The organism is Streptomyces nymphaeiformis (assembly GCF_014203895.1).
Taxonomy (GTDB): Bacteria; Actinomycetota; Actinomycetes; order Streptomycetales; family Streptomycetaceae; genus Streptomyces; species Streptomyces nymphaeiformis.
The window spans coordinates 71,878-97,553 of sequence record NZ_JACHJY010000001.1 but is presented as its reverse complement, the minus strand read 5'-3'; the positions used below and the strand labels follow the sequence as shown (position 1 = coordinate 97,553).

Below are 25,676 nucleotides of genomic sequence, written 5' to 3'. Positions count from 1 at the left end.
GCTTATCCACTGGTCAATCTGCACAGCGACCGGCCAGTATGGCCGTGCGACTTGTACATCCTGACCACGGGGAGACCGCTGTGGCGATCGATCATTTGGACGGCCGGCTGATCGCGCTCCTCGCGCGCGAGCCGCGCATCGGGGTCCTGGAGGCCTCGCGGCGCCTGGGGGTGGCGCGCGGGACGGTTCAGGCGCGGCTCGACCGGCTCCAGGCGAGCGGGGTGATCAGGGGGTTCGGGCCGCAGGTGGACCCGGCGGCGCTGGGCTATCCGGTGACGGCCTTCGCGACCCTGGAGATCAAGCAGGGCCAGGGCGCGGACGTACGGGGCCATCTGGCGACGGTGCCGGAGGTCCTGGAGCTGCACACGACGACGGGCCACGGCGACATGCTCTGCCGGCTGGTCGCCCGCTCGAACGCGGACCTCCAGCGGGTGATCGACAAGGTGGTGGCCTTCGAGGGGATCGTGCGCGCGTCGACGGCGATCGTGATGGAGAACCCTGTTCCGCTGCGGATCATCCCGCTGGTGGAGCAGGCGGCGGCGGGTGAGCCGACGGCGTAGGCGCGACACGCCCTCCCAGAGTTGCAAAGAAGTCTCTGCAAAAAACCCTTGCAGAGACTTCTTTGCAACTCTACGGTGAAGCCATGCCCGAAGAGCAGCCCGAAGAGCAGCCCGAGAAGCAGCCGCACGCGCAGCCCGAGACCCAGCCCGGGACTCAGCCCGACGCACAGCCCAGTGCGCAGCCCGACGCGCAGCCCGTCGAGTCCCTGAGCCGCACGCTCGACCCGCGCTCCCTGCGCGCCCTCGCCCACCCCCTGCGCATCCAGCTGCTGCGCGCCCTGCGCCGCTACGGGCCCGCCACCGCCTCCCAACTGGCCGAGCGGCTCGGCGAGTCCAGCGGGGCCACCAGCTACCACCTGCGCCAGCTCGCCGCCCACGACTTCATCGTGGACGACCCGACGCGCGGCAAGGGCCGGGAGCGGTGGTGGAAGGCGGCCCACCGGGGGACGCACTTCGACGAGACGCTCCACCGGAACCCCGATCCCGAGGTCCAGGGCGCCCTCGACGTCGTCATGCACGAGATCGCGACCATCCACACCCAGGAGCTGTCGACCTGGGTCGCCACCCGCCACACCTGGGACGACGCCTGGGCCGGCGCCTCGGACTTCAGCGACTTCAGGCTGAACCTCCCGCCGGAGCGGCTGCGCGAGCTGAACGAGAAGATCCACGCGCTGATCGACGAGTACAGCGCCACCTCCGACCCCGACGCGCCGGGCGCCGAGCGCGTACGGATGCACCTGCACGCGTTCCCGCAGCACGACAACTGACGGAAGGAACCACGGCATCATGCACGCCGACATCCACCTCCAGCTGCACCACCTGAACGCCGCCGAACTCCACCACGCCGCCGAGAACCGGGCCCCCGCCCCTGCCTCCCCGCCGCTCCGCGTCCAGCTCGGCTGGAGGCTCGTCGAGCTGGGCCTGCGCCTGGCCACACCCGCGCGACAGCCGATCGCCTTCGCCGCATGACCGCGCCGGGGGGACACGAAGCGCGTACGACGAAGCGCGACCGCACACCACTGGCCACCGTCCTGGCCGCCAACGCCATCTCCATCAGCGGCAATTCGCTCACCCTCATCGCCGTCCCGTGGTTCGCCCTGGAGACCACGGGCAGCCCCGGCAAGGCCGGGTTCGTCGCCTTCTGCGCCGCGCTGCCCGTCCTCCTCTCGGCCCTCGTCGGCGGCCCCGTCATCGACCGGATCGGCCGCCGACGGGTCTCCATCGCCTCCGACCTGGTCTGCGCCCTCGCGCTCACCGCCATCCCGCTGCTCAACCACGCCGGAGTGCTCCGGTTCTGGATGCTGTGCGCGCTGATGGCCGTCACCGGCCTCTTCCACGCCCCCGGCGAGACCGCCCGCAACGTCCTCACACCCGACCTCGCCGAACGGGCCGGCACCCCGCTCGGCCGCGCCACCAGCTTCTACGACGCCGTCTCGCGCGGCGCCCGGATGACCGGCGCCGCGCTCGCCGGCCTGCTCGTGGCGCTCCTCGGCGCCGACTCCGTCCTGTACATCGACGCCGCGACCTTCGGCGTCTCCGCGCTCCTCGTCCTCCTGGGCCTGCGCGGCATCCCGTCCGCCGAACCGGTGCGCGGAGCACCGCCGTTGTCCCTGGCCGTGTACCGGGCGGACCTGCGCGAGGGCTACGCGTTCATGCTCCGCACCCGGCTGCTCCTCGGCGTCAACCTCATGGTGATGGTCACCAACGGCCTCGCCCAGAGCTGGAGTTCGGTCCTGCTGCCGGTGCACGCCCGGGAGGAGCTCGGCGGTTCGGCGGCGCTCGGCCTGCTCGTCGCCGTCTTCGGCGGCTCCGCCCTCGCCGGCGCCCTGCTGTACGCGGCGGTCGGCCACCGCTTCCCGCGCCGGCCGGTCCTCGCCGTCGGCTTCCTGCTCTGCGGCGCCCCCGTGTACGTGACGGCGGCCCTCACCGACACCACCCCGCCGCTGCTCGTGGTGATGGCGCTCGGCGGCCTCGGGGCCGGGGTGCTCAACCCGATCCTCGGCGCGGTCTTCTACGAGATCGTCCCCGAGGGGCTGCGCAGCCGGGTCGGCAGCGCCAGCACGGCCAGCGTGCTGCTCACGACCCCGCTCGGCGGACTCGCCGCGGGCTTCCTGGTGGAGCGGATGGGCATCACGGCGACGCTGCTCGGCCTCGCCGGGGTCTACTTCCTGGCCACGCTCTGCCCGCTGGTCTTCCCGTCCTGGCGGGCGATGGACGCGCCGCGCGCGGCAGCGGCCACCGGCACACCGGCCGCCGGCAAGAGCGGGCTCAGCAGGACGGGACCTTCGACTCCTGCCCCTGCCCCAGGGCCCGCAGGGACGCCACCGCGTCGTTGAGCGTGGTCACGGGCACGAGCCGGAGGCCCTTCGGCTGCTCGGCCTGGGCGTCCGAGCACTCCTTCTTCGGTACGAGGAAGACGGTGGCCCCGTCCCGGGCGGCGGCCTGCGTCTTCAGGGAGACCCCGCCGACCGCGCCGACCGTCCCGTCCGGGTCGATCGTGCCCGTACCGGCGACGATCTTCCCGCCGGTGAGGTCGCCGCCGTTCCCGTCGCCGTCGAGCTTGTCGACGATGCCGAGGGAGAACAGCAGCCCGGCGCTCGGCCCGCCGACGTCCGCGAGGTGGAGGGTCACCTTCACCTTCTCCGGGTCCTCCTTCAGGTACCCGAGCGCGGCGAGGGTGGCCGCGTCCTGCGACTCCTTCATCTGACCGAGGTTGTGCTTCTCGATCTCGGCGTCGGACTTCCCCGCGGGGTAGACGGAGTCGTGCGGCAGGACGGCCCGGTCGGTACGGAACCAGGCGTCGGTCACGTCCCCGAGGTCCACGTCCTCGGACGGCCCGGTCGCGAGGATCGTCGTCATCCGCAGCTGGCCGTCGGTCGGCCGGACGGGGGCGCCGGTGATCGTGATGATCTCCTGCCCCTGGTCCTTGCCGAGCACGTCGGCGGTCGTGCCGGGCTGCGCGATCGCGAACGGCAGCGGCGCGAGCCCGACGACGGCGAAGAGCGCGGCGACGGGGAGCGCGCAGAGCGCGAGGGCGCGGGGACGCGAGAGGCTGGAGAACACGCCCCCAGGCTACTGGGACGAACACCGAGCCCCGGCGCGGGCTCGCCCCCACCGTTGCGGGCAGCGCTTCCGCGCCCCCCGTTGTGGGCCTGCGCCCGCCGTTGTGGGCAATCGTCCCGCTGGGGCGAGGGGGGTCCCCCCTCGCCCCAGCGGGACGATTGCCCACACGGCAGGGGCGCCGGCCCGTCGGCGGTGCGGGCGCGGAACAGGGCCCGTTGCCGCGCGCTCTAGCGCAGCGCGTCGGCGACCTCCCGCGCCGCGTCCACCACCCGCGGCCCCACCCGCTCCGGCACCGCGTCCGCGAGCATCACGACGCCGACGCTGCCCTCGACGCCCGTGACGCCCACCAGCGGCGCCGCGGCACCGCTCGCGCCGGCCTCCAGCTCGCCGTGGGTGAGGGTGTAGCCGGGCTCGGTCAGTCCGCCCTGGCGGGCGGCGAGGATCGCGCGGCCCGCGGCGCCCCGGTCGAGCGGGTGCCGGAAGCCGGCCCGGTAGGCGACGTGGTAGTCGGTCCAGGTCGGCTCGACGACGGCGACGGCGAGCGCCTCCGCCCCGTCGACGAGGGTCAGGTGGGCGGTCGCCCCGATGTCCTCGGCGAGCGAGCGCAGCGCGGGCAGCGCGGCCTCCCGCACCAGGGGGTGGACCTGGCGCCCGAGCCGCAGCACGCCGAGGCCGACGCGGGCGCGTCCGCCGAGGTCGCGTCGGACGAGGGCGTGCTGCTCGAGCGTGGCGAGGAGCCGGTAGACCACGGTCCGGTTGACGCCGAGTCGGTTGGACAACTCGGTGACCGTCAGGCCGTGGTCGGTGTCGGCGAGCAGTTTGAGGACTCTGAGTCCCCGGTCGAGCGTCTGGGAGGTCTCCGCGGTCACGACGCCCTCTCCTTCAGGGTGTGTGGCGGCGGCTCTCACGGAGTTGCGGCGCCGGTCCCGCGGCGACGCACGTCAGAGGCCGCCGGCAGGAAGGGGTACACCGGCTGCGCTCCGCGGCGGCGCTGCCACGGGGCGATTGCTTGTGAGCCGGGACAGTAGCGGCGCGCTCCGCTCAGCGGAAGACCTCGTCCAGAATCCGGGCGCCGCCGACCGGAACGAGACGGTTCGGGACCTTCGTCGGTCGGACGAGGGACTTTGGCTGACAAGATCGGCTATGTCGTGCCCGTACCGTGGAGGCGTCCGGAGGCCGACCGTGGGGGCCGGCGTCCGGGCCCGCTCCCGTGGCCACGGGACGCCCGAGGCCCGTACGCACACCGGCGTACGGGCCTCGTTTCGTGCTTCAAGGGCTTCACGGGCTCAGCGCATCCGCGTCGCCCACTCCTGCACCTTCTTAATCCGCTCACGGATCTGTCCGGCGGTCGCCTCCGCGCTCGGCGGCCCGCCGCACACCCGCCGCAGCTCGGTGTGGATCACGCCGTGCGGCTTGCCGCTCTGGTGGACGTACGCGCCGACCATCGTGTTGAGCTGTTTCCGCAGTTCGAGCAGCTCCTTGTGGGAAACGACAGGGCGGCGTTCCGCCGGAAGCTCCAGCAGGTCGGCCTCGGTGTCCGGCCTCTTGCGGCTGTGCGCGATCTGCCGGGCCTGGCGCTTCTGCAGGAGCAGCTGCACCTGATCCGGCTCGAGCAGCCCCGGAATCCCGAGGTAGTCCTGCTCCTCCTCGCTGCCGGGGTGGGCCTGCATGCCGAACTCGGCGCTGTTGTACAGCACGCGGTCGAAGACGGCGTCGGACTCCAGCGCCTCGAAGGGCAGCATGTCCTGCTCGCCGGTGTCCTCGTCCTGCTGGCGCTCGGCCTCGGCCATCTCCTTCTCGGACTCGGCGTACGGGTCCTCGTCCTCGCCGGCCTTCTTCGGCTTGTCGAGGACGTGGTCGCGCTCGACCTCCATCTCGTTGGCGAATCCGAGGAGGCTGGGGATCGTGGGAAGGAACACGGACGCGGTCTCGCCGCGCCTGCGGGATCGCACGAAGCGGCCGACGGCCTGGGCGAAGAAGAGCGGGGTCGAGATGGTGGTCGCGTACACGCCGACGGCGAGGCGGGGGACGTCGACGCCCTCGGACACCATGCGGACGGCGACCATCCAGCGGTCGGTGTTCTCGCTGAACTCGTCGATGCGGTTCGAGGCGCCGGTGTCGTCGGAGAGGACGACGGTGGCCTTGGTGCCGGTGATCTCGCGGATCAGCTTGGCGTACGAGCGGGCCGAGTCCTGGTCGGAGGCGATGACGAGGCCGCCGGCGTCCGGGATGGACTTGCGGACCTCGGTGAGGCGCCGGTCGGCGGCGCGCAGGACGTTCGGCATCCACTCGCCCTTGGCGTCGAGCGCGGTGCGCCAGGCCTGCGAGACGGCGTCCTTGGTCATCGGCTCGCCGAGGCGGGCGGCGATCTCGTCGCCGGCCTTGGTGCGCCAGCGCATGTTGCCGCTGTAGGAGAGGAAGATGACCGGCCGGACGACGCCGTCGCCGAGGGCGTTGCCGTAGCCGTAGGTGTAGTCGGCCGACGACCGGCGGATGCCGTCGTTCCCCTCCTCGTACGTGACGAAGGGGATCGGGTTCGTGTCGGACCGGAACGGGGTACCGGTGAGGGCGAGGCGCCGGGTGGCGGGCTCGAAGGCCTCCAGGCAGGCCTCGCCCCAGGACTTGGAGTCTCCGGCGTGGTGGATCTCGTCGAGGATGACGAGGGTCTTGCGCTGTTCGGAACGGTTGCGGTGGAGCATGGGCCGCACGCCGACACCGGCGTACGTGATCGCGACCCCGTCGTACTCCTTGCTCAGCGGTCCTGCGCTGTAGTCGGGGTCCAGCTTGATCCCTATCCGCGCCGCGGCGGCCGCCCACTGCTTCTTGAGGTGCTCGGTGGGGGCGACGACGGTGACCTGCTGCACGACGTGGTGGTGCAGCAGCCACGAGGCGAGGGTCAGCGCGAAGGTGGTCTTGCCGGCGCCGGGCGTGGCGACCGCGAGGAAGTCACGGGGCTGCTCCTGGATGTACTTCTCCATCGCGCCCTGCTGCCAGGCACGCAGCTTGCCGGCGGTACCCCACGGGGCCCGTCCGGGGAAGGCGGGAGAAAGGTGATGGGAGGAGGTGGCGGTAGTAGTCACGATCTCCGGGTTCGACGCTCGTCACGGAATGACAGTCCAGATATGACAACCGGGCCACCTTACCGGCGGCCCGGTTGGAACCACGTACGAAACGGGGTGGGGACGGGGCGGTTGCGATCCACCTCACGTCGCCTCCGCGATTCAGCTCACGTCGCCCCCGCGATGCGGCTCACGCCGCCTCGTGGAGGCCGCGAAGCCGCCGCGCGATCAGGGTGACGTCCTCCAGATCGCCGGAGGCCACCTCGATGACCAGCTTGTACGCCTCGTCCTGGTCGACGTCGACCATGTCCCGGCCGTTGAGGTCGAGGAAGACGACGGTGCACATCCACGCCATGCGCTTGTTGCCGTCCACCAGAGGGTGGTTCACGGCCAGTGACTGGAGCAGCGAGGCGGCCTTCTCGAAGAGGTCGGTGTACGCCTCGATCCCGTACATCTGCGACTGGGGCCGGTGCACCGCCGACTTGAGCAGACCGAGGTCGCGCACGGCGATCGGCTGCCCGGCACAGGCGAGGTCCGCCAGCTCCAGGACCTCCTCGGCGGTCAGGTACTTCACCTACTCCCCCAACCGCTTCAGCAGGTCCGCGTGACGAAGCGCGTACTTGGCGCCGAGCTTGCGGACGCCCTCCCGGTCGACCTCCTGTTCCAGGTAGCGGTCGATCGCCTGGAGCACGATGGCGTGCATGCTGCGGCCCTCCTCCTCGGCGCGGAGCTTGAGTGCCTCTTGCTGGTCGTCGCGGAGACGCAGGTTCATGGCCATACCACGACGGTACCAAGGGTGGGGTCATCGTGGTACCGGATTCAGGCGCGCTGCGCCCCGGTCCCGTGCAGCCGCGTCGCGACCCACACCCCGACCGCCGCCACCACGGCCACCGGCAGGAAGACGGCCGCGAAGGCCGCCGGGTGGGAGCCGGTGGACGCGCCGGCGTCCATCGCGTGGCCCACCGCGCCGCCGCCGAGCGCCGCGAAGGCCGCGCCGCCGGCCGCGAGCAGCAGGACGTTGGAGAGGCCGTCGGAGATCTGGAGCGCGGCCGAGTTGGCGCCGACCTCCTCGGGGGCGGAGAGCTTCATCAGGATCACGCTGGTCGAGGAGATCACCACGCCCATGCCGAAGCAGCCGAAGGCCCACACCACCGCGACCATCCACGCCGGCACGGACTCGACGAGCACGCTGGGCGCGCCGGCGATGGCGAGGGCGATGAGGGCCATGCTGAGGACGACGAGCCGCTCCCGGTACGGCTCCGTCCACGGCCGCGACTGGATCCAGGAGCCGAGCGCCCAGGTGAGGCCGCCGAGGGCCAGGGAGAATCCGGCCAGGGTGGGGCTGAGGCCGCGCTCGGAGACCAGCATCAGGGGGATGAAGGACTCGGCGGCGATGAAGGTCCCGGCGGCGATGCCGCGGAGCAGGATGACGGCGGGCAGGCCGCGGGCGGCCCGCCAGGTGCCGCGCGGCAGCAGTCCGCGGACGGCGGGCACGAGCAGCGCGAGGCCGGCCGCGGCGGGCAGGAGGGCGAGGGGACGGAGTTCCTGGCCCGCGTACTGGAGGAGGGCCGCGCCGGCCGAGATGCCGAGGGCCAGCACGATCCGGCGCCGGTCCCAGGGGGCGACGGGCGTCTCGGGGTCGGCGGGGCCGGAGGCGGTGCGGCGTATCGCGGGGAGGGCGAGGGCCAGCGGGAAGACGACGAGGGCGGGGATGCCGATGAAGACCCAGCGCCAGCCGAGGTGCTCGGTGATCGTCCCGGAGGCGAGGGGTCCGACGATGGAGGGCACGACCCAGCTGGCGGCGAAGGCGGCCATGATCGCGGGCCTGAGGTGTTCGGCGTAGGCCCGGCCGACGACGACGTACAGGGCGACGATGACGAGGCCGCCGCCGAGGCCCTGCACGGCGCGGCCGAGGATGAACATCCACATGGCGCCGGCGGTCCCGGAGAGGAGGAGTCCGGCGGCGAAGGCGCTGATGCCGGCGGTGAGGGGCGCGAGGGGCCCGCTCCGGTCGGACCACTGGCCGGCCAGGACCATGCCGAAGAGGCTGGTGGTGAAGTACGCGGAGAAGGCGAAGGCGTAGAGCGCGATGCCGTGCAGCTCGCGGGCGGCGACGGGCATGGCGGTGCCGACGGCGGTCGCCTCGAAGGCGATGAGCAGGACGACGGAGACCATGCCGATGCTGAGCGCCCGGTGGTCCGGGTCGAGGACGGACCCCTTGGCTATGCCGTGTGCGGCAGGGGGTCCGGGGGTGGGGGCGACGTCGGCGTCGCGTGGTTCGAGGGCGCTCATCCCCCCAGAGTAAGAGGTGAACCCGGAGATGGCCCCTGTCAGGAGTCCCGGTCCGCCTCGGCCCTTGGACGTACGACCACGAACGCGATGTTGCGGCGGTGTGTCAGTCGTGTGGCACGCCCCCCGGAACCCTTGAGCCCCTCCCGACCCCCGCCTACGGTCGTACTCGTGCACAACACGACCGTGTGCCCGAGTGGTTGAGGGGCTCGCCTGCAAAGCGAGTTACGTGGGTTCGAATCCCGCCACGGTCTCCGAGCGGGCTCCCCGGCGGGAGCCCACGGGACCTTCACAGCACACCGCGCGGTGTGCTGTGATCCGCCCATGAACGATCAAGGCAGACGCAGAGTGGGCATCCTCGTCGGCGTGGGCCTCGCCTGCGGCCTCCTGCCCGGGATCGCCCTGGCCGGCACGGAGACCCTGGACAAGGCCCTCGCCGTCCTGATGGCGGTCATCGTCATGACGATCATCAACCAGCTGATCTTCGTCGGCCCGTCGGGCCGCGTCCCCCTCCCCGCCCTCCTGGCCTTCGGCCTCGCCGGCTACGTCCAGGACGCCCTGGTCTGGTGGCTGCTGTCCTGGCTGGGCCCGAAGCTCGGCAACATGCAGGTCGAGGGCCTCGGGACGATCCTCCTCGCGGCCCTGATCACCCGCGGGACGGTCCTCCTCCTGTCCCAGCTGACCCCGACGGCGGAGACGGCGGAGGACTGACGGGGGCCGATTGCCGGGGGCCTACTGCTCCCCCCGCCACTTCTTCTCGGTGAAGACGGGCACCTCGGGAAGCCCCGCGTTGTCCTGGCAGCCGAGCTTCTTCACGACGGCGAGGGTGACGGAGTGGAGGACGGTGAGGTAGGCCTCGCGGGTGGCGGGGGTGTTGGGGGGATAGGCGCCTTCGACCGGCTTGTCGAACTCAAGCCATCCCTGAATGGGCGCCGGCCGCCCCTCCGACCCCTTCAGCCGCGGACTGGAGCACCCCACGAAGAAGTGGGCCTTCTTGTTGTCCGTGCTTGCCTCCCGGCCCATGGCGTAGAGGTGCCGTCCGCTCTTCGACCATGGGGTGCCGTCGTCGAAGAGACTGGCGTCCTCGTACAGATCAAAGGTGATCCTGATCCTGGACCTCGGGATGGCCGCGCTCTTGGCCGAGCACGCCTTGGTGTACCCCAGCGCCCTTCCCGGACCCTCAAACGCCTGGTCCTCGATCAGCTTGCCCACCGCCGCATCCAGCCCGGCGGTCCCGTCCGAGTTGAACTCACCGGTTCCGAGCAGGGACTCGAGCGCACGGGATGCCGTCGGCGAGAGCGCGTCTTCGCACTGTTGCACGGCGCTGACCTGAGGCTGCTCCTCGCCGTTCCCGCATGCGGCGAGGAGCAGCCCCAAGGCAAGCGCGGTCGATACAGATGCGGACGCTCTTCTCATCAGGATCCCTCGTGGAGTCGATGGCGAACGTTCAGCCGGTTTCGGGGGCGTTGCCGGTCTGCTTCGCCTGGTCGTTGCCCTGTCCGTAGCCCGTGCTCACGGACTCGATCATGTCCTGTCGGAATTCGCTGCTCACCCGGTCGCGGTGCTCGAAGAGGAACCGCTCCATCGGAGACTCGGCGCTGTACCGGCCAGCCGTGTACATAGCCTTGTTGCTCTCGTGGATCTCGCCCTCGGTCTTGTCCTTGTGGTCCTCGACCGACTTGTCCGACCAGTCGCCGATGACCTGCCCTGCCAGCTGCTCCATGGCGCCCGAGCCGGTATCGACCGCAAGCGGTACGAGGATCGCGGCCGTGCCGACCGCAGCGGTGGCGGGCAGGAAGGCGACGCCGGCCGCGACGCCCACTGTGGCGCCGAACCCCACCCAGCCGGCCTTGGTCGCGGCGGCTTTCTCGTACTCCTCGTGCTTCTTCATGCCCTCGGCCTCGACCTGGGCACCGCGGGACCCGTCGAGTACGCCTTGAAGCGTGGCGCCCGTGAAGACGGCGCCCCGGGCGCGCCCCTCGTCGATGTTGCCGTCCGGGCCGACCTGCGCCTCAAGGACGCTTGTGGTGTGAAGGCGCTCGGCCGTGGAGAGCGTCGCGTAGGCGTCCGGGTGCTGGCCCAGGGTGCTCAGGAAGCCGATGGCCCCTTCACGACCGAACTCGGGATGACTCATCTGCTCCTTGGCAGGCATGAAGGGGCTGTCCGCCTTGTTGCCGTCCAGCGCCCAGTTCAGGTCATCGATGTAGCCGGCGCCCATGTTGCCGAGGCTGTCCGCCATCGTGGGCTGCCACTTCTTGAGCAGCTCGGCGTCGCCACCGTACTTGTCGACGACGTCCCTCATGATCGTGGCCGTGGTCTCGTCCCTCTTCAGCTCCGGCGTCGGGTCGTCCCAGGCGTGGCCGAGCGTCGCCGATTCCAAGGCGTGCCCCAGGGCGTCCGGCATGTACCCCATGGTCGTGGTGAGGTCGTCCGGGTTGTGCCCCTCGATGTCGGCGAAGAACGTGTAGTCCTTGTTCGCGAAGAAGTCGAGGTAGCTGGTCTGATCGTCCTCCTGCTTCGGATCCAGGTCGACCGTCCCGCCCACGCTCCCGTCCTGGTTGTACGCAGTCGGCTCCTTCGAGAAGAAGTCCTTCGCCGCCTCCGGACTGTGCCCGAGCGCCTCCAGCATCGAGATCATCGGGTCGAAGCCGGAGCCGTTGACGCCCGACGGGTTGTACTGGTTCTGCAGCCCGCCCGCCATCATCGGCTTGCTGTTGGCGAAGAGGTACGGGTCCTTCGCGTGGAGCTGGGCGACGTGCTCGGCGATCGGGACCAGGAACTTCTTGTCGTAGTCGCCGTAGCGCATGATGCCGCCGAGCAACTGGTAGCCGTACGCCGGGTTGTTGTCGTACTTGGCGAGCGGGATGCGCTCCGTGCCGAGCTTGCGCATGTCCGCGGACCACTTCTCGGTCCACGCGTCGCCACCCTGCGTCGCCGTCGCGAGGTTGAGCCCGAGGTTCTTCTGGAGCTCCTGGACGTCGGCGAGGCGCTGCTTGTCGACCTTCGCGTAGTCGTACGTGTCCGTGGACAGCTGCCCGAAGAACTCCAGGGCGCCCCTCGGCCCCATGCCGTTGTAGAAGGCCCGGGAGAAGTCCTTGGAGCCGCTGTTGTCCTTCAGCAGCTCGTTGAGGCGCGTCAGCTCCTCGTGCGAGATCTCCCGGCCCTTCTTGGCGAGGTCGACGGCGCGCTGTGCCTCCTCGGCGTCGAGGCTGGTGTACTTCGGGGCGCTGAAGTTGTGCCGGTCGGCGGTGATGTCGGCCTTGAGCGCGTTGGCGCAGGACACGTCGGCGTCGTCGCAGGTCTCGACGATCGCGTCGATCCGCTGCTGCATCACGGCGATGTCGGAGTGTTCCTTGCGGACGAGTTCCTGGAAGTCGGGGTCGTGCCGCAGCCCCTGGTCCTTGGTCGAGGACAGCGGCTCGACGGCCTCGACCTTGCCGGCGGAGGTCACCTTGAAGCCCTTCGCGGGGGCCTCGGTCTCGACGATCCTCTTGAGGTCGTCCTTCGCCTTCTTGAAGGCCTGGTAGCCGTCCTCCAGGACCTTGTGGATGCCTTCGGCCGCCAGCGCGGCGTCGCCGAACTCCTTCGCGGTCTTGTCCACGAAGGGCTTGGTGACCTCGGCGTTCACCCCGCGCCAGTAGTCGTCCCTGGCCTTCGCGGCCATCGTCGACTGCGCGTCCCGGGCGAGCGTGTCGAGCTTGCCCTTCATGGCGGCCCAGTCGTCGGCCGCGGTCTTCATCCGGTCGAGCGGCGCCTGGTACACGTTGTCGAAGGTCAGCACGGCAGGTCCCCCGCCTACTTGAGGTACTGGTCGATCTTGGACGTGGACAGGGCCGCCGCGATGTCCGCCTCTTCCTTGGCGTGCGAGGCCGCGCTGTAGTCGAGGTGATCGGAGATGTTCGCGCAGGCGTCGAGGAGCGTGTTCAGCTGCGAGCTCCACGTCTCCTGGACGGTGGTCAGCGCGGAGCCGGTGAGGAAGCCGTGGCTGGACAGTCCCGCCCCCGCCTCCGTGGTGCTCGTACGGGCGTGGTTGCCGTCCTTGACCAGCCGGCCGTGCAGGGCGTACGCGGCGCTGCCGATGGCACCGAGCTTGTCCTGGTCGACGCTCAGGTCGGGGCTACCTCCGCCGGAACCGTTGGAACCGCCCGGCTCGGGGGCGACCTGGTTGAGCCTCATGTCCACGTTGGCCGTCGCCGTGGACCGTACGGACGCCCACTCCTGCTCGAACGACATGCGCTCCCCCGCTGCTTCCGCGACCACGTGACGGCGACCATCGGCCATTACGGCTTCGCCTCAGCAAGTTGTACCGCCGGGGAAGCACCGCGATCCTAGCCTTCGGGCGCCCGTTCGAGCAGTTGTCGCCGATAAATGGCGCATGTTCGACATCGTCACAGCGCCCGCACCAACACTTCGCCTTCGCAACCCATGCTGTACGAAGGACAGCCCGGCCGTTCTCGGCCGCAAGCGCCCATCGCGGACCACCCCTTCGCTCTCCCCGCCACGGCCCTCCCCTCCCGCCTCGATAGGCTCGTCCCCGCCCCCGTCGTCACGGGGTGCCGGAACGACGGGGGGACGTACACGTGGAGCAGTCGCGCACGCGGGAGGAATCCGCGCGCCGGATCGGCCCGTACCGGCTGATCACCCGCCTCGACCCGCCCGGTCCGGCCGTCCCGTTCCGCCGGTTCATCGCCCGTACGAGCGACGGGGAGCGCACGGTCCTCCTGAACGCCCCGCTGTCCGGCGCCGACCCGGCCCGTTTCGTGGCGGAGGCCGACGCGGGCCGCCGCCTCCTCGGCCCCTGGATCGCCCCGGTCACGGACCTGTCCTCCCCCGGCGAAACCCCCTGGTACGCCACCCCCTACCTCCCGCTGCTCCCCCTCCCCGTGGCCCTCGCCGTCCACGGCGGGCCGCTTCCGGAGGCGACCGTACGGGCCGTCGGCGCCGCCCTCGCCGAGGCGCTGGCCGCCGCGCACGCGCAGGGCCTCACGCACGCCGGGGTGTCCCCCGCCGCGGTCCTGCTCACCGCCGACGGCCCCCGGCTGACGTGCTTCGGCGCGGTACGGGCCGCCGCGGCCGACGGCGAACCGCGCACCGGCCTGCCGGGCCTCGACCCGGGCGCGCTGGCGCCCGAGCAGGCGTCCGGGGGCCGACCGCGCCCGCCGGGTGACGTCTACGCACTCGGCTCGGTCCTCGCGTACGCCGCGACCGGCCACACCGTGCCCGAACGTGACGAACTCCCGCCCGCCCTGCGGCCGGTCGTCTCCTCCTGTCTGGCCCGCGACCCGGCGGACCGCCCGACCGCCGCCGACGTGATGGCGGCCCTCGCGCCGCCCACCCCGCACCGGACGGTCCTGAACTCGGCCGGCGCGCTGCTCGCCCCCGGCTGGCTGCCGGGCCGGGTGGTGGCGGCGCTGGCCCGCCAGTCCTCCGAACTCCTGGCGGCCGAACTCCCCACCGACACCTCCTCCCGGACTTGACCTGACCTCATGCTGTCGCCCCTGACCCACGACGACCCGGCCACCGTCGCCACGTACCGACTCCTCGCCCGCCTCGGCTCCGGCGGCATGGGAACGGTCTACCTGGCGCGCACCCCCGGCGGCCGTACGGTCGCCCTGAAGACGGTGCACGCCCGTCTCGCGACCGATCCGGCCTTCCGCAGCCGCTTCCGGCTGGAGACGGACGCGGCGCGGATCATCGGCGCGCGGCACGGCGCGGCCGTCGTCGACGCCGACCCGCTGGCCGAAACGCCGTGGCTGGCCACCGAGTACGTCCTCGGCCCGCCGCTCGACGAGGCCGTCGCGCTCGGCGGGCCCCTGCCCGAACCGACCGTCCGCGCCCTCGGTGCGGCGCTCGCCGGGGCCCTCGCGCAGCTGCACTCCTCGGACGTGGTCCACCGTGACCTGAAGCCCTCGAACGTCCTCGTCACCGCGTACGGCCCGAAGATCATCGACTTCGGCATCGCCCGCGCGGCCGGCGACGACCACCTCACCCGCACGGGGGCGGCGGCCGGCACGCCCGCGTTCATGTCGCCGGAGCAGGCGAGCGGCGAGGAACACACACCGGCGGGCGACGTGTTCGCCCTGGCCGGCGTCCTCGTCTTCGCCGCCACCGGCCACGGCCCCTTCGGTACGGGCTCCCCCGCCGACCTCCTCTACCGCGTGCGCTACGCCGACCCCGACCTCACCGGCGTACCGGAGTCACTCCTCCCCCTCCTGACGGCCTGCCTCGCCAAGGACCCGACGTCCCGCCCCACCACGGGCACCCTGACGGACCACCTCCACGACGGCCACGGCGACTTCGCGGACCACCTGCCGCCGCTGCTCCTCTCCGACATCGCCCGGCGGGCGACGGACGTCTGGCTCCACACACCCCACCGCCTGCCGGCACCGGCGGAATCCGCGACGACGGCGACGGTCCCCAGCACCCCGCTCTCCCGCCGCCGCCTGCTCTCGGCGGGCGGCGGAGCCCTGATCGGACTCGCGGGAGCGGGGGGCGGGGTGTGGGCGTGGCTGGGGTCGCGGAACACCCCGGAGTCCGACGGCGGCACCCCGGCCCCCACGGGTCCCACCGCGATCCCCGCCTCGACGGCCGCCGACGGGTCGCCGGTGGCCCTGTGGACGGGCACGTCCCTCGACCGCGAGGAGGCGACCACGCAATTGCTCGCCGGCGATGTCGTCGGCTTCGCGGAGACCGTCTCCTTCCGGGCACTGAACCAGAAGGACGGCCGCGAACTCTGGTCCGACGGCATGGTCATGGATCCCCGGCAGATCACCACCGACGGCACGTCCTTCTACGCCTCCGACGGCACCTACGAGGGGCCGGGCGCACTGCAGATCCGCACGCTCGACCCCCGCACCGGCAAGGAGACGGGCCCGCAGATCGTCATCAAGGGCTTCGACGGGTCGAACTCGGGTACCGAACTCCTCACCGCCTCCGGCGGCATGCTCTTCGCAGCCTCGCGCCGGGGCAAGAAGGAGAGCGACCCGGACGCGAACGAGACGGGCTGGCACCTGATCGCGGTCAACCTGCGTACCGGCAAGGAAGCATGGCGGGAGCCGTACGAATGGGACGGCGTCCGCCCCTGGCTCTCCCAGGTGGCCGGCAGCCGGCTGATCCTGGGCAAGAACAGCGGTGACCTGGATTCCTTCCTCGTCCAGGCGCGCGAGGTGCAGACCGGACGCCAACTGTGGCAGCGCCGCCTGCCGCTGAAGGACTCCGCGAACTTCATCCCCGGCCAGCTCGCGATCGACGAGCGGCACGCGTACTTCGGCGGGGACCGCCTCCGGGCGCTGCGTCTCACCGACGGCGGAGTCGCCTGGGAGTACGGCTCCGGCTCCGGCACCACCTCCTACGGCGTACCGGCCGTCTCGGACGGAATCGTCTACGCCCACGAGAACAGGGACGCCCCGGGCCTTCTGGCCGTCACAGCCGACTTCGGCGTCAGGCGCTGGACGGAGTCGCCCTCCGGCCGCTCTCTGACGCCCGACTTCTTCGCCGCCCCCGTGGTCGGCGAGAAGTACGTGTACGCGCCCGTACGGGGCGGGCTGAACGCAATCGATCTGATCACCAACCGCTCGGCCTGGGTGTTCCCGACAGACGCCCGGCGTTTCGTCATCGACAAGGAGCGGAGCCGCATCATCGGCGCGGGGAAGACGTCCGTCGTGGCCATCCCCTTCGCCTGATCACCTCTCGCCATTGCCATTGCCATTGCCATTGCCCTGGCCCTCAGACCCTCCCGAACCGGAAAGCAGCCTCGTGACCACTCAGCCCCTCGCCGCCGGCGACCCGCTCCGGCTCGGCCCGTACCGGCTCCTCGGCGTCCTCGGCGAGGGCGGCATGGGCAAGGTGTACGTCGGCCGGGACGGCGCCGGAGCACCCGCCGCCGTCAAGGTCCTGCGCCCCGAACTCGCCCACGACCAGCTCCTCGCACAGCGTTTCGTCCGCGAGGCCGACATGGCGCGGGCCGTCACCAGCAAGGGCGTGGCCCGGATCCTCGGCGCGCAGACCGAGGGCGGACGGCCGTGGATCGCCGCCGAGTACCTGGCCGGCCCGACGCTCGACGAGGCCGTCCGGACGTACGGCCCGATGGACGTACCGACGGTCCGCGCCCTCGCCGCCCAACTGGCCCGCACCCTGCACGACATCCACGCGGCGGGTCTGGTCCACCGCGACCTCAAGCCCGCGAACATCGTGCTCACCTCGACCGGCCCGCGGATCATCGACTTCGGCATCGCCCGCCCCGAGCACGGCCTCACGCTCACGACGACGGGCCAGGTCCCGGTCACCCCGGGCTACGGGGCTCCCGAGCAGGTCCTCGGGCAGCGCGTCGGCCCGGCCTCGGACGTCTTCTCGCTCGGCGCGGTCCTCGCGTACGCGGCGAGCGGACGGCGCGCCTTCGACGGCGCGCACGTGGCGGCGGTCCAGTACGAGGTCGTGCACGGCACCCCGGACCTGAGTGCGGTGCCGCCGGATCTCCAGGAGCTGATCGGGCCGTGCCTGGCGAAGGACCCGGCGTACCGCCCGGCTCCCCCGCAGGTCACGGAGGCCTTCGCCCCGCCGAAGGGCGCGGACCGCGCGTGGCGCAAGGGCCCGCTGGCCGAGGACATCAAGCGGCGCGAGGCGGCCACGAAGCGCCTGGCGGCACCCGAGGACACCGCCGTACCCTCCTCCGGGCCGTCCCGACGCCGCTTCCTCACCGGCGCCGCCGTGGGCGTGGCCGTCCTGGGCGCGGGCGGAGGGGCGGGCGCCTGGTGGCTGAACCGCGGCGAGCCGAAGTCGCCGACGGCCGACGTGCCACCCGCCGTGGCGACCCCTGAGGCCGCGTTCGTCTCGGCCATCGACGTGCCGCCGGGCAAAGGCCCGAAGGCCCTGTGGGGGCCGCTCGACGTGGCGGCGGCCGAGGGCGAACTTCCCTTGCCCGTACGGGATGTGGTGATCGTGCAGGCGAAGACGGGCGGTCTGCTCGCCCTGTCCGTCACGAACGGGAAGGAGCGGTGGCGGGCCAGGGACATCGACGCGGACGCCGGTTTCGCGTCCGTCGCCGACCGGCTCGTCGTCGGTGTCGACAAGAACGGCGTCCTGAACGCCTTCGTCGCCTCGACCGGCGCCCCCGTCTGGCAGACGCAGTCCGGCGTCGACGACGTCCTCGCCGCGGACGACACGCACGTGTACCTGGTGACGAAGGACAACGAACTGCGCGCCGTCGACGCCTGGACCCTGGCCACGACGTGGGCGCGCCCGATGACGTCCCCGCGCTCCCAGAACGGCCCCGCGAAGGCGGCCGTGGGCAGGAAGCGGCTGGTGATCCACGGCAGGGACGGCCACTGCGCCGCCCTGTACACGGAGACGGGCGAGACCGACTGGGAGATCAAGGGCCAGGGCACCGACGGCCAGGCCCCGGCACTCGGCGACAACAACATCGCCTACTTCGGCGGCGGGAAGCTGACGGCCCGCCGCCTCGACCGCGGCGACTTCCTGTGGGAGGAGAACGCCCACAGAACGGGCGCCTGGGGCACGCCCGCCGCCAACGGCGACCTCGTCTTCGCGATCAACAGCTACCACGCCTACCGGTACACCACCATGCGTGACGTCCGCTTCCCCGTCTCGGACTGGTACGAGGTCTTGGACGGCGTGGGCCCCGGCACCGTCAACCCGCCGGCTGTGGAGGGTGCGACCGTCTGGCTCCATTCCCCGGACAACAGCTACGTCCAGGTCGTCCACAAGGCCACCCATGATCACCTCTTCTTCATCAAGATGAAGCGCCAGGGCACCTACCAGCTGGCAAGCGCCGGCAACCGCGTCTTCGTCGCCCGGGGCGGCCGGATCGGGGCGATGCCGGTGTTCGGGGTGTAGGCCGCCTCAGGGCCGTGCCTTCGCCGGCAGACCCGTCACCAGCCCCGTGCCCGTGCACCCGAGCTCGGCCGCGACATGCCGGGCCGCCGCGTTGGCGAGGGTGATCAGGCGGGTGCGCTGCTCCAGGTCCGTGTCCGGGACGCCCGCCGGTCCCCAGATGGTCGTCTCGACGACGACCTCGTGGGCGGGCGCCTTGAGGCGGCAGGTGAAGTAGACGTGGCCGAGGCCGGAGGAGGTGAAGGCCGCCAGTCCCGAGGTGTACGAGGTCACCCTCTCGGCGAGCTTCGGGCCCGGGCCGTACGGCCCCTTCCCCGCCGCGACCACCTCGATCTTGAGGTTCCTCGACACCTCCTCGGCGGACTGGAGGCCGCAGTACGTCACCGGCTGCGGCCGGTACGAGTCGGCCCACGGCGCGACGGCGTCCTCACGCACCCTCTCGACCGCCTTCTCCGGCTTCGACAGGTTGTCCTCGAAACGGTCGCCGCCCAGGACGCCCTTGAGCGCCGCCGAGACCGGCGCGTCCTCGGCGAAGCCGCCGCAGGCCTCGGCCGCCGTCAGGCCCTCCGGTTCCTTCGTGGATTCCCCGCCGCCGGAGCAGCCCGTGAGGAGGGCGGCCACGGCGAGGGCCGTTCCGATCCCGGTCAGTGCAGACCGCATGTGCGTCACTTCTTCTCGTACGGGTCGGGCAGCGAGTTGTCGCGGGCGTGCATGCGCGAGTCCCGGACGTACTTGACCAGCTCCTCGTCGAGGTAGTTGCGGTCCTTCTCGCTCCAGCCGGGCGCGTTGGCGTAGGCGATGCCGGGGCGGAGGGAGTTCTCCTTGCCCATGGCCAGCGCCTCGTCCGACAGGTCGTCCGACTTCTTCTTCAGCAGCTCGTCCTTCTCGTACTTCTCCGCCATGTCGTCGGCTTCCATGCCGATGACGGTCGTCACCGCACCGCCCACCGTCTCGGCGGCCAGCGGTACCAGTACGCCACCGGCGCCGCCGGTCAGGACCGCGATGCCGCCCGCCGCCGCCGCGCCGACGCCGAACTTGACCCATTCGGTCGTCCGGCCGACGGCCTTCTTGTGCTCGTCGGAGTCGTGCTCGTAGTCCTTGTCGATCTGCGCCATACGGGACTCGTCGAGGATCCCCTGCGCCTCCGAGCCGATCCGCAGCGTGGTCCGCGCGTCGGTGAGGTCCCGGTCGTCGAAGGTGGAGCCGGGCTTGGGGCCGACCTCGTCGAGGACGCTCGTCGTGTACAGCGACTCGGCCGCCGAGAGGGTGGAGTGGCCGGTCTCGCTCTGCGACACGATGCCCATGAAGTTGACGGCGTCGCCGCGGTTCCAGAGCAGCCCGGTGTCGAACTCGGAGCCGAACCGCGACCCGCCCTTGCCGTCGTTGAAACCGAAGGGGGAGTTCCTCTTCTCCTCCATCGTCGTGTCGCTGTCCGTCTCCAGGGAGCGGTTCAGCTCGTCGATGTACGCGGCGCCCATCTTGCCGAGGCTGTCGTCGATGCCCGGCTGCTCGTGCATGTACTTCGGGTCGTCGCCGTACCGCTCGACGACCTTCTGCATGACCTCGGCGTTCTCCTTGGTCCGTACGTCCTTGAGGCCCTCGGGGTCGGCGTCGTACGGGTGGCCGGTGGTCGCGGACTCCAGGGCGTGGCCGAGCGCGTTGTAGCCGGGCTCCTTGGTGCGGTCACCCTTGTCGTTGATCTCCTCGGGCCACTCGCGGTCCTTGGTGAAGTAGTCGAACGGGTCGAGCTTCTTGTCGTCCTTGGTGTTCTCGGGCGTGAGGTCGATGTCGCCGTTGAAGAAGTCCGTCGACGCCTTGGGGTTGTGCCCGAGCCCTTCCATGAAGCCGACCATGGGGTCGTTGCCCAGGTCGCCGCCCATCCAGTTCAGGTGGCTCGGCCCGCCGGTCAGCTGGTGCCAGGCCCGGTCGGCGGGCAGCCGGCCGTCGCCCGTCATCTTCCGCTCGGTGATGACGAGGCCGTTGCCGTAGTCCTTGAGGAACTTGTCGTCGTAGTCGCCGACGCGCATGAGGTTGCTCATGACCTGGAAGCCGTACGGGCTGGTGCCGCGCGTCTGGATCGGCTCGCTGCCGGCCTTGATGACGTCGGCCTTCCACTGCTCCATCTCGGGGCTCGTGGAATGGGTCGCGGTGGCGAGCGTCAGACTCCAGTTCGTCTGGAGTTCCTTGAGCTTGTCGCGGTGGTCGACGCCGAGCCGGGAGCCGTCGCTGGGGTCGCCCATGTCGGCCCAGTACTCCATGCTGCCCTTCGGCCCGACCTCCAGGGCGAACTTCTCGGCGAAGTACGGGTCCTTCTGGTTGGCCTTGAAGAGGGCGTTGAGCTTGTCGATCTCCTCGGGGGTGGCGTCGTCGCCCTTCTTGTACAGCTCGTAGGCGGCGTGCGCGTCCTCGGCGTCCTGCGCCTTCGAGGCGGCCTTGAGGGAGTCGTAGTTCGTGCCGGAGAAGTTCATCTTGTCGCTGCCGACGAGTCCGCGCAGGGCGCGGGAGGCGACGTCGTCGGCGTTGTTGGCCTTGTCGATCGCGGCCTTGATCGCCGAACGCATCGCCTCGAAGTCGGCCTGCTCGGGCTTGGGGCCGTCGTAGTCCTTGGCGCGGCGGTCGGGGTGGATCAGATAGCTGACGACACCGTCCTGGTCGATGCGGATGCCCTTGCCGGGGGCCTCCGCCACGAGCTTCTCCAGCTCGGTCTTGGCGGCGCTGAACTCGCTCTCCGCGTCCCGCAGGATGTTGCGGATGCTGCTCGCCTCGGTGAGGGCGTCACCGAACTCCTTGGCGGTCTTACGGACGAACGCCTGCGTCACACCGGCGTTCTCGCCCTTCCAGTCGGCCTTGTCGGCCTTGCCCTGGAGGCCGGTCTCCGCCTTCTCCTTGCTCTTCTCCAGCTTGGAAACCGTCTCCGACCAGACGGTGACAGCCTCCTTGAGGCTGCCGAGCCGGGCGTGGAGGACCTGGTCGAACTTCAGCATCTGATTGATTCCCTCGTAAGCCGTGCGCGATCGTCGTGGCCGTCACCGGCTCCGGCTTATGTGAAGTGCTTGCCGATCTCGGACATGGAGAAGTTCGTGACGAGGACTTCTTCGTGGTTGGTGTGGCTGATGACCGTGTCCTCGAGGTGGTTGTGGATGTGCGCGCAGGCGCTGAGGAGCGCCTCGGCCTGGTCGCGCCAGGTGTCCCACATCGTCCACATCGCCGATCCGGTCAGGAACCCGTCGCCGTCGAGGCTCTTGGCGGCGGTGCCGGTCTGGGCGCCCGCGTGGAAGGCGTCCCGCTCGAACCAGTGGAAGAGCTCCTGGGCCTCGTTGCCGATGGCCTTGAGGTCGGCGGACGTCACCTTGTAGTCGCTGGCACCGCCACCACCACCGCCGCCTTCGGCGGGCACGCTGTTGAGCCTCATCGCCGCGGTCTCGCTGCGGACTTGGCTCCACTCCTCGTCGAACGACATCTACTTCCCCATGAGTGAGTTACGGACGGCCGACGGCAGGGGGTCGGGCTCAGCCCCGCCGCGAGCGGAGTACGGGCACGGCGATCGCGGCCCCGAGCAGCACGGCGGCACCGATCCCGAGGCCGATCCAGAGGCCGGTGTTGCCGCCGTCGTCGGAGGAGGCGACGGGGGCCGGGGCGGGGGCGGCGGAGGAGTCGGCCGGGCCCGGGGTGGCCGACACGGAAGCGGACGGCGCCGCCGTGATGGTCTCCTCGAGGTCGTCGATGGGACGGACGTCGGCCGGACCGGGGTCACCGGGCGTCTTGAGCGTGCGGAGCGGCCGGATGACGCCGTACCCGATGTAGGCGCTGTGCTTCTCGCCCCCGGAGGGCTTGGCGGCGGTGTCGAGCATGACCTTCAGGACCTGGTTGTTGGTCCAGTCGGGGTGCTTCGACCAGACGAGCGCGGCGGCGGCGGAGGCGAGGGCGGTGGCGTCGCTGGTGCCGCTGGTCGTGCAGACACCGGTGGTGCAGGCGGCGACCGTGTCTTTGCCGGGGGCTGCGAGGTCGACCTGCGGGCCGGTCTGGGACATCGGAATGTGCGTCAACTTCTGGTCGACGGCACCGACACCGACAACGCCCGGGGTCGCCGCCGGGTACTCCGTCTGGTTGTTCTTGTCGCCAGAGTTGCCCACCGCCGCAAACACCAGGGCTCCCTTGCCCAGGGCGTAATTCACAGCATCAGTGAGCTGCTGTGACCCCTCCGGGGATCCCAGCGAGATGTTGATGACCTTGGCACCGGAGTCAGTGGCGAAGCGAATGGCTTCCGGCACAAACTTGTTGAACGCACGATTGAGTGCTGCCTGGCTCTTCTTGCCCGCTACCGCCCCCGGCACGCGCACGGGAAGAATCTTGGCTCCTGGAGCAAGCCCGAACGCGCCATCGCCTCCGTTGGATTTGCCCGTGCCCGCGATGAGGGCGGCAATGCCCGTGCCGTGTCCCTCGTAGTCGGTGAACTCGCCACCGGCTTCGTCCGGTTCGAGATTCTTACCCTTGAGCACCTGACCCTGCAGGTCCGGAACCGTCTTGTCCACACCGCTGTCGATGACCGCGACGGTGACACCCTTGCCTGTGCTCAGCTGCCAGATCTTCTCGGCGCCGAAGGCTTCCAGGTGCCACTGCTTGATGCTCTCCGCATGGGCGGGGACGGATGCGATGCCCACCAGCAGCATCCCCAAGGCGGCCGAGGCGGTGACTCGGACACGGCTCCGACGAATACTGCTGGTACGCATCTGCTTCCTCGCGCTGATCAGTCGATGACGGGCGGCGCCACGCGGCGGCCCTGCTGCCAGGTCTCCTCGTCCTCGACGAGGTAGTCGGGACGCTCTCCGTTCTGCTCCTCGCGCTCGTCCGGCTTCGCGGCGTTTCCGCGTACGAGGCCCGAGCCACCGGCCGTGAAGGGCTTCCCGGCGCCGACGCCACCAGTGCGCTGCGCCCTGCCGCCGACGACTCCGCCGGACTCGCCGGCGAGGCGGCGGCCGCCGCTGATGCCGTTCTGGCCGGCCGCGCCGCCCATGCCGTGTCCGCCGCCCATGCCGTGTCCGCCGCCCATGCCGTGTCCGCCGCCCATGGCCCGGCCCATGCCGGTCCGGTTCTGGCCGGCGGGCTCGTTGCCGATGACGGTGCTGCGCGGGATGCCGGTCTGCGGGCGGCCCGTGGTGTTGGGAACCGCACGGCCGCCGCTGATGCCCTCGCGGGGCATGTTGGGCGTCGTGGTGCGCAGGCCGCCGGTCAGCGGGTTACGGGGGGTGCCGGTGCCGCCGGTGAGGGGCGAGGTGGGGCCGAAGGGGCCCGGACCGCCCTTGACGGTCAGCGGAGGCACGCCGGTGGTCACGAACGGGGGCGTACCGCCGTCCGGCTTCGTGATCGGCGGCGGACCGCCCGGGGTCTGCGTCGTCGGAACGGTCGGGGTGTGGGGCAGGGTGTCGGTGCTGTCGATGCCGAGGTCCACGGGCGTGTCGGGCCGGACCTCGGGGCGGATGACATGCGTCGGCCCGGTCGTGTCCTGGGACGGCCGCACGGTCTGCGTGTCGGACGTGGTCGAGGTGTCCGGCTGCGAGCGCGTGGTGTGCGTCCCCGTGCTCGTCTCCGTGTTCGCGGAGTACCTCTCGCCCTGGGACGAGCCGACGTACTGGGTCCTGTCCTCCCCACGGATATCGCTCCTTGCCGGCACGAAGTCCCCCGGCGGCGGCGGGAACGTCGGCGGTACGAGGTTCCTCATGTTGGAGGTCGACCAGCTGTACGAGCTGGAGAGCTTCTCCATCTCGGCCGCCGCGGCCTGCTTGTTCGCCTCCTCCTGCGCCTGGATTGCCTTGAGGTCCTCGCTGGCGGCCACCGACTTCTTGGCGTCGCGCGCGATGGTCGCCGAGTCGGGGTCGTTGTGGTACTTGATCGCGGCTTCCAGGCTCGCCTTGGCCGCCTCGTGGCTGGTGTAGCGAGGCATGGCGCTCTTCGCGGAGGCGATCGCCGAGGAGGCTTCGTGCATCCAACTAGCGGCGTCGGAGCTGTACTTGCTGAGCGACCTCGTCGAGCTCACCACATCCGCGGCCCACTCCTGGAAGGCCTTCTCCGCCTCGCCCTTCCAGTCCACATAACCCGTACGGTTCTTCAGCTCGGTGGCGATGCTCTCCAACTCGGTGGCCGCCGCCTGCAGCCGGTCGCCCGCGTTCCGGACGGGGTACTCCGCGGCCTCGTCCAGCCAATCCAGCATCTTCTGGTGGGTCATCCCGGGCGAGCGGAAGTTCGTTCCGCCGCCGCCTCCACCGTGCTCTTCAGTCCTCATCCGTCGCCTCTTCCCCGTGTCCCCTGTGACCTGTCCGCGCCGCCCTACTCGAGGGAGCCGCCGTTCGCCGGGTCCTGGACGGTCTTGCTGTCCTGGCTCGGCGGAGCAGTGCGGCCCGCTTCCTTGTCCGCCTTCAGCTTGGCGTCCTCGGTCCGCTGGTGGATGTTGATCATTTTCCGCTTGGTCTCGTCGTCCATCTGCTCGAAGCCGTCCTTGGAGGCGACGACCGCGATGCCGAGGCCCTCCAGGCAGTCCTGCAGAAGGCCGGAGAGGTCCACCAGCTGCCGGATGACGCTGTTGTACGCGTCGTAGACTCCGCCGGCCTCGGACCACTCGCCACCGCCGCCGCCGAACTGGCCGCGCTCCACCGGGTCCACCGGCACCTTGCCCTTGCCGGCCTCGGAGCCCTTGAGCTTGTCGATCAGACCGTCGATCCGCGCCTTGAACTGCGTCATCGACTCGGAGTTGTAGCGCACGGCCTCCGCGCTCATGCCGTGCATCCCGTAGCTGGCCCCGTCCAACTCAGCTCGCATGTCCGCGTTCCTCCCCCGTGAACCACCATGCCGCGCACGGCAC

General features: G+C 71.0%; 23 protein-coding genes and 1 tRNA gene. 9 read left to right on the top strand and 15 right to left on the bottom strand.

What is annotated here, in order from left to right:
* Nucleotides 1-80 precede the first annotated feature (80 nt).
* The 4 genes from GGE06_RS00405 (at nt 81) to GGE06_RS00390 (ending at nt 2,896) form a co-directional block, all read left to right on the top strand.
* On the top strand, nt 81-560 hold the full coding sequence (locus tag GGE06_RS00405; RefSeq protein WP_116160754.1) for an Lrp/AsnC family transcriptional regulator: 480 nt from the start codon (nt 81-83) through the stop codon (nt 558-560).
* An 83-nt stretch (nt 561-643) separates the two neighbouring features.
* The gene (locus tag GGE06_RS00400; RefSeq protein ID WP_184929785.1) at nt 644-1,327 is read left to right on the top strand and encodes a helix-turn-helix domain-containing protein; all 684 of its coding nucleotides are present in this window, start codon (nt 644-646) and stop codon (nt 1,325-1,327) included.
* 19 nt (nt 1,328-1,346) lie between these two features.
* The gene (locus GGE06_RS00395; protein ID WP_116160752.1) at nt 1,347-1,529 is read left to right on the top strand and encodes a hypothetical protein; all 183 of its coding nucleotides are present in this window, start codon (nt 1,347-1,349) and stop codon (nt 1,527-1,529) included.
* A complete protein-coding gene (locus GGE06_RS00390) occupies nt 1,526-2,896 on the top strand; it encodes an MFS transporter (RefSeq protein WP_116160751.1) in 1,371 nt (456 codons plus the stop codon). Before GGE06_RS00395 ends, GGE06_RS00390 begins: the two co-directional genes overlap by 4 nt.
* Here the strand turns inward: GGE06_RS00390 and GGE06_RS00385 are convergent.
* The 6 genes from GGE06_RS00385 to GGE06_RS00360 form a co-directional block, all read right to left on the bottom strand.
* Entirely contained in the window at nt 2,829-3,623 is a 795-nt protein-coding gene (locus tag GGE06_RS00385) for a S16 family serine protease (RefSeq protein ID WP_116160750.1), read from the bottom strand. The genes GGE06_RS00390 and GGE06_RS00385 overlap by 68 nt on opposite strands.
* Nucleotides 3,624-3,850: 227 nt before the next feature.
* Nucleotides 3,851-4,492, bottom strand: coding sequence for an IclR family transcriptional regulator (locus GGE06_RS00380; RefSeq protein WP_116160749.1), 642 nt, complete (start codon nt 4,490-4,492; stop codon nt 3,851-3,853).
* 417 nt (nt 4,493-4,909) lie between these two features.
* Nucleotides 4,910-6,706, bottom strand: a complete 1,797-nt coding sequence (locus tag GGE06_RS00375; RefSeq protein ID WP_116160748.1) for a DEAD/DEAH box helicase — start codon at nt 6,704-6,706, stop codon at nt 4,910-4,912.
* A 166-nt stretch (nt 6,707-6,872) separates the two neighbouring features.
* Nucleotides 6,873-7,256 (bottom strand): type II toxin-antitoxin system death-on-curing family toxin, encoded by a 384-nt coding sequence (locus GGE06_RS00370; protein WP_184929784.1) that lies wholly within the window; start codon nt 7,254-7,256, stop codon nt 6,873-6,875.
* Complete coding sequence (locus GGE06_RS00365) at nt 7,257-7,454, bottom strand: Arc family DNA-binding protein (RefSeq protein ID WP_116165513.1); 198 nt, start codon at nt 7,452-7,454, stop codon at nt 7,257-7,259.
* Nucleotides 7,455-7,501: 47 nt separating this feature from the next.
* The gene (locus GGE06_RS00360) at nt 7,502-8,974 is read right to left on the bottom strand and encodes an MFS transporter (RefSeq protein WP_184929783.1); all 1,473 of its coding nucleotides are present in this window, start codon (nt 8,972-8,974) and stop codon (nt 7,502-7,504) included.
* 179 nt (nt 8,975-9,153) lie between these two features.
* Between GGE06_RS00360 and GGE06_RS00355 the strand changes: the two genes are divergently transcribed.
* Both GGE06_RS00355 and GGE06_RS00350 read left to right on the top strand, forming a co-directional pair.
* Nucleotides 9,154-9,225: transfer RNA gene (locus GGE06_RS00355), tRNA-Cys, on the top strand.
* Between the two features lie 70 nt (nt 9,226-9,295).
* On the top strand, nt 9,296-9,682 hold the full coding sequence (locus GGE06_RS00350; RefSeq protein WP_116160745.1) for a phage holin family protein: 387 nt from the start codon (nt 9,296-9,298) through the stop codon (nt 9,680-9,682).
* A gap of 21 nt (nt 9,683-9,703) precedes the next feature.
* On the opposite strand, the gene GGE06_RS00345 is transcribed toward GGE06_RS00350, so the two are convergent.
* Genes GGE06_RS00345 through GGE06_RS00335 form a run of 3 tightly spaced genes read right to left on the bottom strand, consistent with a single transcriptional unit; the run spans nt 9,704 to nt 13,204 of the window.
* Complete coding sequence (locus tag GGE06_RS00345) at nt 9,704-10,387, bottom strand: hypothetical protein (protein WP_184929782.1); 684 nt, start codon at nt 10,385-10,387, stop codon at nt 9,704-9,706.
* 31 nt (nt 10,388-10,418) lie between these two features.
* The gene (locus tag GGE06_RS00340; protein WP_184929781.1) at nt 10,419-12,752 is read right to left on the bottom strand and encodes a DUF6571 family protein; all 2,334 of its coding nucleotides are present in this window, start codon (nt 12,750-12,752) and stop codon (nt 10,419-10,421) included.
* A 14-nt stretch (nt 12,753-12,766) separates the two neighbouring features.
* On the bottom strand, nt 12,767-13,204 hold the full coding sequence (locus GGE06_RS00335; protein ID WP_116160742.1) for a hypothetical protein: 438 nt from the start codon (nt 13,202-13,204) through the stop codon (nt 12,767-12,769).
* Nucleotides 13,205-13,551: 347 nt separating this feature from the next.
* On the opposite strand from GGE06_RS00335, the gene GGE06_RS00330 reads away from it, so the two are divergent.
* From GGE06_RS00330 to GGE06_RS00320, 3 genes are all read left to right on the top strand, one after another.
* A complete protein-coding gene (locus GGE06_RS00330; RefSeq protein WP_184929780.1) occupies nt 13,552-14,448 on the top strand; it encodes a protein kinase family protein in 897 nt (298 codons plus the stop codon).
* A 9-nt stretch (nt 14,449-14,457) separates the two neighbouring features.
* Entirely contained in the window at nt 14,458-16,653 is a 2,196-nt protein-coding gene (locus tag GGE06_RS00325) for a serine/threonine-protein kinase (protein WP_116160740.1), read from the top strand.
* Nucleotides 16,654-16,726: 73 nt separating this feature from the next.
* Nucleotides 16,727-18,823 (top strand): serine/threonine-protein kinase, encoded by a 2,097-nt coding sequence (locus GGE06_RS00320; protein WP_116160739.1) that lies wholly within the window; start codon nt 16,727-16,729, stop codon nt 18,821-18,823.
* 6 nt (nt 18,824-18,829) lie between these two features.
* Here GGE06_RS00320 and GGE06_RS00315 read toward each other — a convergent pair whose 3' ends face one another.
* The 6 genes from GGE06_RS00315 to GGE06_RS00290 form a co-directional block, all read right to left on the bottom strand.
* Complete coding sequence (locus GGE06_RS00315; protein ID WP_221517615.1) at nt 18,830-19,480, bottom strand: hypothetical protein; 651 nt, start codon at nt 19,478-19,480, stop codon at nt 18,830-18,832.
* A gap of 5 nt (nt 19,481-19,485) precedes the next feature.
* Nucleotides 19,486-21,804 (bottom strand): DUF6571 family protein, encoded by a 2,319-nt coding sequence (locus tag GGE06_RS00310; RefSeq protein ID WP_116160737.1) that lies wholly within the window; start codon nt 21,802-21,804, stop codon nt 19,486-19,488.
* A gap of 56 nt (nt 21,805-21,860) precedes the next feature.
* Nucleotides 21,861-22,280, bottom strand: a complete 420-nt coding sequence (locus GGE06_RS00305) for a hypothetical protein (RefSeq protein WP_116160736.1) — start codon at nt 22,278-22,280, stop codon at nt 21,861-21,863.
* A 49-nt stretch (nt 22,281-22,329) separates the two neighbouring features.
* Nucleotides 22,330-23,550 carry a type VII secretion-associated serine protease mycosin gene (gene mycP / locus GGE06_RS00300; RefSeq protein WP_184929779.1) on the bottom strand — a complete coding sequence of 407 codons (1,221 nt, stop codon included), beginning with the start codon at nt 23,548-23,550 and terminating at the stop codon, nt 22,330-22,332.
* Between the two features lie 17 nt (nt 23,551-23,567).
* Nucleotides 23,568-25,043, bottom strand: coding sequence for a WXG100 family type VII secretion target (locus tag GGE06_RS00295; RefSeq protein WP_246532355.1), 1,476 nt, complete (start codon nt 25,041-25,043; stop codon nt 23,568-23,570).
* A gap of 101 nt (nt 25,044-25,144) precedes the next feature.
* Nucleotides 25,145-25,633 (bottom strand): DUF2563 family protein, encoded by a 489-nt coding sequence (locus GGE06_RS00290; RefSeq protein WP_246532279.1) that lies wholly within the window; start codon nt 25,631-25,633, stop codon nt 25,145-25,147.
* Between the last annotated feature and the right edge of the window lie 43 nt (nt 25,634-25,676).